Raw genomic sequence first — 11,564 nt, forward strand, 5'->3', positions numbered from 1 at the left:
AAAAATGGCAAAAGAGAAGTTTGTCCGTGGCAAAGTACACGTAAACGTAGGCACCATTGGTCACGTTGACCACGGTAAGACCACTTTAACCGCAGCTATCACTACTGTTCTAGCAGAGAAGTTTGGTGGTGAGGCACGTAAGTTCGATCAGATCGATAACGCTCCAGAAGAGAAGGCACGTGGTATTACCATTAACACCTCTCACGTTGAGTACGATACTGCAAACCGTCACTATGCACACGTTGACTGCCCAGGTCACGCTGACTATGTTAAGAACATGATTACTGGTGCTGCTCAGATGGACGGCGCTATTCTAGTAGTAGCAGCAACTGATGGTCCTATGCCACAGACCCGTGAGCACATCCTATTAGCACGTCAGGTAGGCGTACCATACATCATCGTATTCCTAAACAAGTGCGATATGGTTGACGACGAGGAATTATTAGAGTTAGTTGAGATGGACGTACGTGATCTATTAAATCAGTACCAGTTCCCAGGCGACGACACTCCAATCATCCGTGGTTCAGCACTAGGTGCATTAAACGGCGAAGAGAAGTGGAAAGAGGCAATCTATCAGTTAGCAGACACTCTAGATTCATACATTCCAGAGCCAAAGCGTGATATCGATGATCCATTCCTATTACCAATCGAAGATATCTTCTCAATCTCAGGTCGTGGTACTGTAGTAACCGGCCGTGTAGAGCGTGGTATTGTACACGTAGGTGACGAAGTTGAAATCGTTGGTATTCGTCCAACCACCAAGACCACTGTAACTGGCGTTGAAATGTTCCGTAAGTTACTAGACGAAGGTCGTGCAGGTGATAACGTTGGTGTTCTACTACGTGGTACCAAGCGTGATGAGGTTGAGCGTGGTCAGGTTCTAGCTGCTCCAGGCACAATCACTCCACACACCAAGTTCACTGGTCAGGTTTACGTACTAAGCAAGGATGAAGGTGGTCGTCACACTCCATTCTTCAAGGGCTACCGTCCACAGTTCTTCTTCCGTACAACCGATATTACCGGTTCTATCGATCTGAAAGAGGGCGTAGAGATGGTAATGCCAGGTGATAACACCGACATGACCGTAACCCTAATCCACCCAGTAGCTATGGCTGAAGGCGAGAGATTCGCTATCCGTGAAGGTGGCCGTACTGTAGGTGCTGGTGTTGTTGGTTCTATTATCGAATAATAGATAACAATATCGAAAAGAAGGCTGGGATAATATCTCAGCCTTTTTTTTGCTCAAAAATTATATTTTTTCCTTTTTTTATCTGATTCAGATCTATTTTTCTTCATTCGCGTGTATCATATACACGTTTTAAAAACGCAAAAGATATGCACGTTTTTCGCACTTGTTTGCGGAGTAGATATATATCTTTTCGAACTGTTTTATATGAGGTCAAAATGCAACAACATTTAGCTGATAAGAATATCGCTTTGGATTTGGTTCGTGTAACAGAAGCTGCAGCATTAGCATCTGCAAGATTTGTTGGTCTTGGTAATAAGGAATTAGTTGATCGTGCTGCTGTTGATGCAATGCGTATCGCCTTCCAGAGTATTCATATCAAGGGAACAATTGTTATCGGTGAAGGCGAGAAAGATGAAGCTCCAATGCTATACACTGGCGAAAAAGTTGGTTTTGGCGATGGTGCAGAGTTTGATATTGCGGTTGACCCTATTGATGGAACAAGCTGTGTTGCAGGTGGTAAGCCAAACGGTATTGCTGCTGTTGGTATCGCTCCAAAGGGAACAATGTTTAATCCAGGCCACAGTTTCTACTGCGAGAAGATGGCTGTTGGTGCAGAAGCTGCCAATGTAATCGATCTTGACGCTCCTATTAAAGATAATCTTGTTAATGTTGCTAAAGCATTAGGTAAGAAAGTTGGCGAACTCAAAGTGTTCGTTCTAGATAAACCTCGTCACGAAAAGCTAATTAAAGACATTCATCTTGCTGGTGCAAGAGTTATGGTTCACTCTGATGGCGATATTGCTGGAGCTTTAATGGCAATTGACCCAACAACTGATATCGATATGTTAGTTGGTATAGGTGGTACTCCTGAGTCAGTTATTACTGCATGTGCTATCAAAGGTACCGGCGGTCAGATGCTGACAAGACTAGCTCCAAAAACTGAAGCAGAGAAGGAAGCTATTATTAAAGACGGTTTCGATTTAAATGCTATCAGAACTGTTGATGACATGATTAGTTCTGACCAGTGCTTCTTTGCTGCAACCGGAGTAACACCTGGTGAGCTTCTTGATGGTGTAAGATACAAGGGAGAATACACTCTGACTTCTTCCATTTCTTCTAGAGGCAGAACTGGAACAAGAAGATATATTCAGGCTTGGCACGATCGTGCAAAACTGTCAAAAATGAGTTCTCTAGAATACTAATCAAAAAAATAATGCCAGTTTTTTAACTGGCATTACTGTCATACCTCATCGCTATTTAAGTTCGCGTTCTTATCCCTAGATTGTGCTATGCAGCAACATCCTCGTTTTTGGATTCGATTTCTCTCATTGTTGTAGCATTTACATTTCTTACTGCATTAGAACCGATAAAGATCTTATTCTGGTGATTGTATTTCTGTTTTGCATATTCAGGTCTAGAGTTCATAATCTGAGTAACCTGTTCTTCAGTCATTTTTCCAAGAGTCAGACCGATTGCCTTATATGTAATGTATGGACGTGCCTCTTTTGCAATGATAATGTCTGCACGGTAGTTTTCGCTGTCATTTACATTAACGATTCTCAGAACACCGTCATCAATAAGGTTTCTAACAGTAGGCTCATTAACAGGCAGAGATAATACTGATTTTCTCTGAAGAACATATTCTCTTAGCAGAGCTCTTTCTGCAAAATCCAAGTCCTCAACAGCCTGCATGATCTTATCCTGTAGCTTTCTACGTGCTTTTTTGCTTAAAACAGAGTTGATAATGGTTAATAAACCCTGGCTGATAAAATTTGATACCTCAATAATAAGTGCAAAATAAAGAACGATTTTATTAGTTTCAATATGTGATGCAAATTCAGTTGAAATAATCTCCCATGGCATAACTAACATCATTACAGTTAAACAGAATAACCACATCATAATTGTATTTGTAATCTTTAATGCAGAAATAGAATTTTCATGTTTCATATTGATGCTCCATTTTTTGGCGAACTTTAATTCGATAATTTCAATTCTGCATTTGCTGTGCCAAGAGCTTTGTCTGTTTATATTAATCTGATTTATAAGGGATTTGTTTTGATAGAAGGATTAATTGTTTATTAATCTTTGACTGTGCTGGTGTCAAAATCTTGGAAAAGGAAAAGTAAAGCTCCGGAGTCTGAATTTCGATATATAGAAGGATAAAAAAAATTAATATAGATTTTTTGACAGTCCAAAATTTTGACTGTGATTAATGGTGTTTAATAAAATTGCGCAGTTTTAAGGCAATTTAAATAAAATTAAATTTTTTTTTGTAAAAATCGAATAATACATAATAATTAGAGCGAGATCATTTTATAATTATGCTTCTTTTCTTAAAGGATGAATTAGGCATATTGTTTGGGTAGGTGTTATTATATTTACGCCTATCTCTGTACATGTTTGTATATTAAAGGCTGGAATTTGTATGAAAAAAATATCCGCGATTATTAAACCATTCAAGCTAGATGATGTACGAGAAGCATTAAGTGCAAAGGGCATTTCTGGCATGACCGTGTCTGAGGTAAAGGGATTTGGCCGTCAGAAGGGACATACAGAATTGTACCGTGGTGCAGAATATGTTGTTGATTTCCTTCCAAAAGCAAAGATTGAACTTGTTGTAAAAGACGAGGATGTTGATTTATGCATTGAGGCAATCACAGCCGGCGCACACACAGGCAAAATCGGAGATGGCAAGATTTTTGTCTCTGATGTGGAGCGAGTCATTCGAATCCGCACCGGAGAAGAAGGTGACGACGCTATTTAATTAAATTATATAAGATGATTTTTAGAAAAAGTATTATTTCAATTTTGGTTGGAGCGCTTTTTGTTGTTGGATGCGCTTCAACACCTCCATCAAACACTCAAAACCTCTGTTCAATTTTCCAGGAAAAAGACAGCTGGTACGTTTCAGCTCATAAAGTTCACGACAAGTACGGAATACCTATTAATGTTGCCATGTCTATAATGGCTCAGGAGTCCGGCTTTGTTGAAGATGCCAAGCCAAAGATGAGATGGTTCGGATTTATTCCTTATGGTCGTGGCAGCTCTTCGTACGGTTATTCTCAGGCTCAGGATGAGGTCTGGGATGAATATACCAAAGAATCAGGCAGTTTTTTCTCCTCAAGAACCTCATTTGAAGATTCGCTGGATTTTATTGGCTGGTATATGACCAAGACCAAGAAGATCAACGATGTAAAATTTTCAGATGCATTTAATCAGTATTTAAATTACCATGAAGGCTGGTACGGCTACAAAAATAAAACCTACTTAGGGAAAAACTGGCTGGTAGATGTAGCAAGACAGGTTCATGTAAGAGCACTCAATTACAAAAATCAGTTAGAACACTGTAATCTGTACTGATCTATTCAATAATCTGTAATAGATAATTTAAAGAAAGATGATTTCATCTTTCTTTAATTCCCAACGACAACTTATATAAAGGATGGTTAAATATGCCACTAGTTGATAGCTTTTTAGTAGATCATACTATTATGCCCGCACCTTCTGTCAGAAAGGCAAAGGTTATGAAAACTCCTAAAGGGGACACCATTCAGGTCTGGGATCTTCGCTTTAAGAAACCTAACCATGGAAGAATGACTGTTAAGGGAATTCATACTTTTGAGCACTACTTTGCTGGCTTTATGCGTGAGCATCTGAATAACCCGGGAGTAATCGAGGTTATCGATATCTCTCCTATGGGATGTCAGACCGGTTTTTACATGAGTTTAATCGGCGAGGCACAGGGGGATAATGTAGCTAAGTCTTTTGAGCTTGCTCTAAAGGATATTGCTTCTTTAGATGACAATGCCAAGATTCCTGCTGCAAATCCATATCAGTGCGGATCATGCGATTTACATTCTTTACAGGATGCAAAAGATATTTCTAAGGAAGTATTAGAAAAGGGTATTGTTGTAGTAAATAATGAAGACATTGCTCTTGATCCTGAAAAACTTAAGGATCTTGCATAGTGAACAAAGCCGCTTTTTTTGACCGCGATGGCGTGATCAATATAGATTATGGTTTTGTTGGACAGATAGAAAACTATGACATCATAGATGGTGTACCTCAGGCTTTAAAAATGTTAAAGGATCTGGGGTATTACCTTGTTCTCGTTACAAATCAGTCAGGAATAGCAAGAGGGAAGTATACCGAGTCTGACTTTCTAAAAGTCACTTCATTTATGCAGGCTAATTTATCTTTATCAGATGCCTGCTTTGACAAGGTTTACTTCTGTCCGCACCATCCTAATGCAGATCTTCCTCAGTATCGCTGCGAATGCGATTGCAGAAAGCCAAAGAGCGGTATGTTTCTTAAGGCGCAGAAGGAGCTGAATCTGGATATGAGTAAGTGTCTGATGTTCGGTGACCATGCATCTGATCTGATTGCTGCAAAGAATGCCGGAATCAGCGAGCTTTACCTGCTTGGTACTCATCTTAAGGAAGAGTCTCCAAAGATCGATGGTGCAAAATGTTTTTTCACCCTTATTGAAAGTGTGAAAAAAATCAAAAATGAAAATAAGTAACTACTAATTTATTAGTGTTATATGGCACTTACATTTTGAAAAATAATAATAATTTCAAAATGATATAAATAAAAATTTTGTTTTTTTGCAAGGCAGATCAATGATCGAAAAAAATTAATAAAATTTTTTGAAAAAAATGTGCCATTCATTAAAAATGCTACTATAATTACACTTGCTACGGGGATGAATGATCATTCCCATATTTATCTGTTTAAACAGTTTTGGAGATAAAAATGAATAAGTTTCAGGCTACTTTAGCTGTTGTTGCTTTAGGTTCATCAGTATTAGTTGGTTGCGCAAGCAACTCTGCTCTTGAGGCTAAGATCGATGCTATCGCTGCTGACGTTGACGCTTTAAAGGCTCAGCAGTCTAAGTTAGCAAACGACGTTGCTTTCGTTAAGTCAGACGCAGCTCGTGCAAACGATCGTTTAGACAACATGACTCGTCGTTACAAGAAGTAATTTCTTGCTAAGATGATAAGAAAAAGGCTCACATTTGTGGGCCTTTTTCGTAACTGTAATCTAGATTTCAATCCTCAACTACCTAACAGCAGAGAAGAATGTTGTTGAAGCATTCTGAAAAACGGCTTCAAATCCACTGCTTTCCATTGCACTGACAACCTCATCAACGGTTCTATCATCATTGACAGTCCATTGTTCAAGATTTTCTCCTTTGTGAGCATATCCACCCGGTTCAGTGGAAGAACCAGCTGATATCGCGGTTATTCCTACAGGTAAAATAAGATCTCTGAAACTTGCACTTTCTCGTGTACTTAAAGTCAGATCGAGCTCATTATCAAAGATTCTTAATGCACATATTATCTGCAATAGTTTCGCATCGGAGACAGGAAGTTTTGGTTCAAAACCTCCTGCTGCAGGTCTTAATCTTGGAAAAGAAACTGATAGATTTGTTTTCCAGTAGTGCTCGCGCATGTAGAGAATGTGTAAAGCTGTAGCGCAAAGGTCAGCTCTCCAGTCATACAGCCCCAGAAGTGAACCTATTCCTACCTTGTCGATTTCAGCCATTCCTAATCGGTCAGGAGTTTCAAGTCTCCATCTGTAGTCTGCTTTTTTACCTCCAAGGTGTACCTTACTGTAGTATTCCTTATGATAGGTCTCCTGATATACAGATACAGCATCCAGTCCAAGCTCCTTTAGCTGTACGTAATCATCTACAGATAATGGCTGTACTTCCATCTGAAGATATGTGGCGTATTTCTTTACAACAGGTAAAACCTGTTTGAAATAATCGATGCCGGCTCTTCGTTCGGATTCCCCTGATACAAGCAGGATATTTTTATATCCCATCTTACTTATTGCCTGGCATTCCTCGTCAATCTGAGATAGATTCAGAACAACTCGTTTGAATTTGTTCATAACTGAAAAGCCGCAATAAACGCATTTGTTTGAACAAAGATTTGTCAGGTACAGAGGAAGATACATATTTACACATCTTCCAAATCTGCGCCTTGTTAACTGAGTTGAAATGTTAACCATGTCTTTTAAGTAATGTTTACGCGCATTTTCAGAAATAAGTGCTGCAAAGTCATCAACTCCAAGAGGTTCTTTTTTGCTTAAGGCTTTCTCTACATCAGTATCTTTCTGACTGTCGACAAGATTTATAAATTTATCTATATCTATTTTTTCAATGACATCATAGAAACTCATTTATTTCATAGCCTCCTTCAGAAAAGCCTCCATAGGAGAAGTGGCTCTGGAAGTTTCTATTTTGTCTGCAAGACCTGCCTTATAAGCCAGCCTACCAGCTTCCTGTGCAAGATTAAATGCTCTTGCCATTTTGAGCTGATCTCCTGCTGCTGCAATTGCTGTATTAATCATGCAGGCATCAGCTCCGATTTCAAAAGCTTTTACTGCATCAGAGGGGGCACCTATACCTGCATCAATAATCACTGGGACGTGAGATTCACGAATAATGATCTTTAGCATTGATAAAGTATCAAGACCGCGGGCAGAGCCAATTGGAGAACCTAAAGGCATTACAGCGCTGACTCCAATGTCTTCAAGCCTTTTACATAAGACGGGATCTGCGTTTATATAAGGAAATACTTTAAAACCCTCTTTACATAAAACTTCGCAGGCTTTAAAGGTTTCAATAGGATCTGGTAATAAATATTTAACATCAGGGTGAACTTCTACTTTGATCCAGTCAACCTCAAGAGCCTCTCGTGCAAGCTGTGCTGCAAATATCGCTTCCTTCGCATTTTTTGCTCCAGAGGTGTTAGGCATGAGCTGGATTCCCATGTCCAAAAGCGGTGATATTATTTCATCTGTGTGATCCTGGGTATCGATTCTTTTTACAGCCATGGTTGCAATCTGAGCACCAGATTCCTTACATGCTTTAGCTAGTATTTCTCCAGAAGCGTATTTTCCTGTTCCAATGATAAGGCGAGAATCAAAACTCTTTCCTGCTAATGTCAATTTGTCTGTCATAATGTTTAAAAAGCCTTATTAGCTAAGGCTTTATATCTCCTGTTTGTATAACTTTTATGTCTGGTTGAATTGATTATGGATAAGAACTAACCGCCAGCTACCAGATTAAAAATATCTACAGTCATACCTTCCTGAAGGAAAAAGTTTTCCCAGTTTTTCTTTGGGACAATTTCCTCATTGACGGCAGCTGCGATTGTTCTGCTTTCCAATTGCAATTCAGTTACAAAACTGTGTAAGGACAGGTTGTCCTTTACCTCAATTGTTGTACCGTTGTAGTTGATTTTCATGCGACCTCCTTAGTATCTCCGCAACATTTGCAGAGTGGTGATTTGTTAAGTGAAAAGCTTCTGATTGAAAATCTGTTTAGGTCAAATAGAAAGATTTTTCCTATTTTTTCTTTAATTCTGTCCGTAAAGACCTGCATAGTGAGATTAGCTGCAAATGCAGAGACTGCTGATGCAAAGGGACCTGTTATACCTTTTTTGGCTATAGCTGCATTTTCTCCTGCTAAACATTCATAGCAGCCGTACTCTTCGATAAACTTACTGTCTGAGAATTTAAAGTAGGCTAAAAGTGCTGTTTCTGCGGTAACTGAAGCGTGTATAAGGTCTATTCTGTTGGAAAAACATAGTCTATTTAGGGCCAGTCTTGTTTCTATATTGTCACTTAGATCCAGGACAAGACGACAGTCTTTTGTAAATTCCTGAAAGTTCTCTTCAGTAATTTTCTCGGCAAAAGTTTTTATATTGGCTCTTTTGTCTAATTCGATTAACTCGCGTTTACAGCAGTTAATTTTGGTTTCACCAATATCTTTTTCTCTGTATAGAATCTGTCGATGCAAATTTGTTTCATCAATAGTATCGTAGTCGGCGATGTTTATATTTAAGGCACCTGCACCCACAAGAAGATAGGTACAAAGTCCACCTAAACCACCACTTCCTACGATAGCGATTCTATTTTGTTCGAGTTTCTTATCAAGATCCTGATATTCAGGAATCATCTGCTGTCTTGCGTATCTGTTTGTATTATTCATTTGTTTGTTACTCAAATAGTTTTAACCATTCTTTAACTGCTTTTTCAGGATTCTCGTCTTTAGTAATACCTGTAATCAGCGCAATAGAATTAACTCCGGTTGTTAGTACTTCTTTTGCCTTGTCCAGTTTTATTCCTCCGATCGCAACCGTCATGAAGTCTTCTTTCTCAAGCATTTTTGTTTGAAGGCGAAGTTTTTCTATTCCTTGAGGTTTTGATGGCATTTTCTTTGAATTGGTTGGAAAAATATGGCCTAAAGCAATGTAAGAAGGGTTAAGCTGACTTGCTTTTACCATTTCGTACGGACCGTGGGTTGAAACTCCAAGTTTTAGTCCTGCCTGTCTGATTTTATTAAGATCGGCTGTTTTAAGATCTTCCATTCCAAGATGGACACCAAATGCTCCTGCCTTTATTGCAAGTTCATAATGGTCATCAATAAACAGGGAGGCATTATACTGAGTTGCGAGTTTTACACTTTTTTCTATCTGACTGTATAGATCTGGAGTTGTCTTGTCCTTTATTCTAAGCTGAATAGTTTTTACTCCTGCTTTTAACAGTCTTTCACCCCATTCATAACTATCAACTACAGGATACAATCCAAGAGGTCGTGAACATCTGGAGAAAGGTTCACTTTTCAGAGGAAAGCCCTCCTCCTGAATGATTGGCATATAAGCGAGACTATCCGGAATTCCGTGATGGCCTACAGGAGGTCTTTCCTTATTATGAGGAAGGGCAGGTTCCACAATTCCTCTGTATACATAAGCCTTGGCAAGAACAGCTGCATCGAATGTGGCATATCCTGCAGCTATATAGGCTGCAAGTGCAGACGAAAAGGCACATCCACCACCGTGAGCTCCATCTCCTTCAACTTTCTGTGTTGTCATAGTGAAAGTCAGATCTTTTGAAACAAAGGTATCAACGGCACTGTTGTTTTTATTTAGATGACCTCCCTTTATGATGACGCATTCTGCTCCTTTCTCTAAAAAGTATTCACCAAGCTTTTTTACTCCTTCCTTTTCAAGTCTTTCCTGATTCCAGTCCGCCAGCTCAAGAGCTTCTGGAAGATTTGGAGTGAAAACTGTAGATACTTTTAAGATTCTGCTCAGCGAGCCTTTCAGATCTGCACTTTCAAGTCGTCCTGCTGTTGCAGTTAAAACAGGATCCCAAACCACAGGTATTTTGTATGAAGAATTTTCAAAAAAGGAAAGGGTTTCTTCAAGAATAGACTGGTGCGTTATAAGTCCAATTTTTGCAGATGCGATTTCAGACCAGTCTTCTTTCGCAAGTTTTAAGGTCTGTTTAAAAAGTTCAGAGGATGGTTCCTCAATACCAGAGACTTTTTTTAGTGACTGAGCTGTAATTGCTGTAACACATGGAAGACTCCAGCATCCATTATCATGGATTGTAATGGTGTCCGCAGTTATTCCTGCTCCTCCGCCAGAGTCCAGCCCTGCTATGACTAGTACTAATGGTCTATGTCTGTTATTCATTATTGTGGTCCTTAGAATAATTTCATCAAAAGAAAACTTTTTGAATAGGAATAAAAATTGGTTAATCGCAGAGATATTGAACTAAAGATCCTGAAATCAGCTTTAAGGATAGATTTCTTGGGCAATAGAAATGAAAAATAAGATAAATTGAATATCTTCTGAGAAGATAATTGAGAAAAAAAGGAAAGATAATTATTGAATATTTGATAAATCATCGGCATATCCTTAAATAAAAAAAATGCATGCCGATGCCTTGTTTCCTACGCAGGAATTATCCTGATCAGGTATACGGATTTTGCGAATTTGCAATCTCAGCCCTAAGGCACTCCGACAAGCAACTTAATTATATACAAGTGAATAAAAAATACAATTTTTTCTTTTTCTGTCAATAAAATAGACATTTTTTATTTATTTAATCTGGATAAGATTTAATAAAAAGTAATTCAGGTAAATATATTGAAAAGAGCTCTGTAAAAGAGATTAAACTAATTAAAAAAAATTATAAAGAAGAGAAAGGCATAACTAAGCCAACGCTAAGTGTTTGTTGAATTTTATATACAAAAAATCTTATAAAAAAGTTTGACACATTTCAAAAAAAGTCTATAATGCATTTCCGTTGTCACGAACGACAACGACAAATAAAACCAAGCGTTTTAAAAGTTCTTTAAAAACAAGTACGGACAATCTGTGTGGGCCCTCGGAAGAGGGAAACAAAAAGATAGAGAAGGCAAGAGCTGAAGGACTATCAAAAATTTAAATCAAAATCTTTTTTATCGAAGAGTTTGATCATGGCTCAGATTGAACGCTGGCGGCAGGCCTAATACATGCAAGTCGAACGGTAACATAGGAAAAGCTTGCTTTTCCTGATGACGAGTGGC

Annotated in this window: 13 protein-coding genes, 1 rRNA gene and 1 riboswitch; of the genes, 8 read left to right on the plus strand and 6 right to left on the minus strand. The window is 38.6% G+C overall.

The window, feature by feature from the left end; translation table 11 throughout:
• The first annotated feature begins 4 nt into the window (after positions 1–4).
• Positions 5–1,189 (plus strand): elongation factor Tu, encoded by a 1,185-nt coding sequence (gene tuf / locus B5D46_RS11065; RefSeq protein ID WP_078929370.1) that lies wholly within the window; start codon positions 5–7, stop codon positions 1,187–1,189.
• Between the two features lie 215 nt (positions 1,190–1,404).
• The gene (glpX, locus tag B5D46_RS11070; RefSeq protein WP_078929512.1) at positions 1,405–2,391 is read left to right on the plus strand and encodes a class II fructose-bisphosphatase; all 987 of its coding nucleotides are present in this window, start codon (positions 1,405–1,407) and stop codon (positions 2,389–2,391) included.
• A gap of 85 nt (positions 2,392–2,476) precedes the next feature.
• On the opposite strand, the gene B5D46_RS11075 is transcribed toward glpX, so the two are convergent.
• Positions 2,477–3,139 carry a super-infection exclusion protein B gene (locus B5D46_RS11075; RefSeq protein WP_078929513.1) on the minus strand — a complete coding sequence of 221 codons (663 nt, stop codon included), beginning with the start codon at positions 3,137–3,139 and terminating at the stop codon, positions 2,477–2,479.
• 478 nt (positions 3,140–3,617) lie between these two features.
• Between B5D46_RS11075 and B5D46_RS11080 the strand changes: the two genes are divergently transcribed.
• The 5 genes from B5D46_RS11080 (at position 3,618) to B5D46_RS11100 (ending at position 6,175) form a co-directional block, all read left to right on the plus strand.
• Positions 3,618–3,956 (plus strand): P-II family nitrogen regulator, encoded by a 339-nt coding sequence (locus B5D46_RS11080; RefSeq protein WP_031492467.1) that lies wholly within the window; start codon positions 3,618–3,620, stop codon positions 3,954–3,956.
• Positions 3,957–3,970: 14 nt separating this feature from the next.
• Complete coding sequence (locus B5D46_RS11085; protein ID WP_031492468.1) at positions 3,971–4,552, plus strand: transglycosylase SLT domain-containing protein; 582 nt, start codon at positions 3,971–3,973, stop codon at positions 4,550–4,552.
• 92 nt (positions 4,553–4,644) lie between these two features.
• Positions 4,645–5,160 carry an S-ribosylhomocysteine lyase gene (gene luxS / locus B5D46_RS11090; RefSeq protein WP_031492470.1) on the plus strand — a complete coding sequence of 172 codons (516 nt, stop codon included), beginning with the start codon at positions 4,645–4,647 and terminating at the stop codon, positions 5,158–5,160.
• Entirely contained in the window at positions 5,160–5,714 is a 555-nt protein-coding gene (gene gmhB / locus B5D46_RS11095) for a D-glycero-beta-D-manno-heptose 1,7-bisphosphate 7-phosphatase (RefSeq protein WP_078929514.1), read from the plus strand. Before luxS ends, gmhB begins: the two co-directional genes overlap by 1 nt.
• Positions 5,715–5,947: 233 nt before the next feature.
• Complete coding sequence (locus B5D46_RS11100) at positions 5,948–6,175, plus strand: LPP leucine zipper domain-containing protein (protein WP_031492472.1); 228 nt, start codon at positions 5,948–5,950, stop codon at positions 6,173–6,175.
• Positions 6,176–6,253: 78 nt separating this feature from the next.
• On the opposite strand, the gene thiH is transcribed toward B5D46_RS11100, so the two are convergent.
• The 5 genes from thiH to thiE all read right to left on the minus strand — a co-directional run bounded on the left by thiH (position 6,254) and on the right by thiE (position 10,686).
• Positions 6,254–7,381 carry a 2-iminoacetate synthase ThiH gene (gene thiH, locus B5D46_RS11105; protein ID WP_031492473.1) on the minus strand — a complete coding sequence of 376 codons (1,128 nt, stop codon included), beginning with the start codon at positions 7,379–7,381 and terminating at the stop codon, positions 6,254–6,256.
• Positions 7,382–8,164, minus strand: a complete 783-nt coding sequence (locus tag B5D46_RS11110) for a thiazole synthase (protein ID WP_031492474.1) — start codon at positions 8,162–8,164, stop codon at positions 7,382–7,384. It abuts the gene before it with no gap.
• Positions 8,165–8,250: 86 nt separating this feature from the next.
• Positions 8,251–8,451, minus strand: coding sequence for a sulfur carrier protein ThiS (gene thiS, locus B5D46_RS11115; protein WP_031492475.1), 201 nt, complete (start codon positions 8,449–8,451; stop codon positions 8,251–8,253).
• A complete protein-coding gene (locus tag B5D46_RS11120) occupies positions 8,448–9,197 on the minus strand; it encodes a HesA/MoeB/ThiF family protein (RefSeq protein ID WP_078929515.1) in 750 nt (249 codons plus the stop codon). Before B5D46_RS11120 ends, thiS begins: the two co-directional genes overlap by 4 nt.
• A 7-nt stretch (positions 9,198–9,204) precedes the next feature.
• Entirely contained in the window at positions 9,205–10,686 is a 1,482-nt protein-coding gene (gene thiE, locus B5D46_RS11125) for a thiamine phosphate synthase (RefSeq protein ID WP_078929516.1), read from the minus strand.
• 240 nt (positions 10,687–10,926) lie between these two features.
• Positions 10,927–11,026: riboswitch (TPP riboswitch) on the minus strand.
• A 430-nt stretch (positions 11,027–11,456) separates the two neighbouring features.
• Between thiE and B5D46_RS11130 the strand changes: the two genes are divergently transcribed.
• Positions 11,457–11,564: ribosomal RNA gene (locus B5D46_RS11130) — 16S ribosomal RNA — on the plus strand; the annotation flags it as partial.

The sequence above is a fragment of the Succinivibrio dextrinosolvens DSM 3072 genome, assembly GCF_900167015.1.
Lineage (GTDB): Bacteria > Pseudomonadota > Gammaproteobacteria > Enterobacterales > Succinivibrionaceae > Succinivibrio > Succinivibrio dextrinosolvens.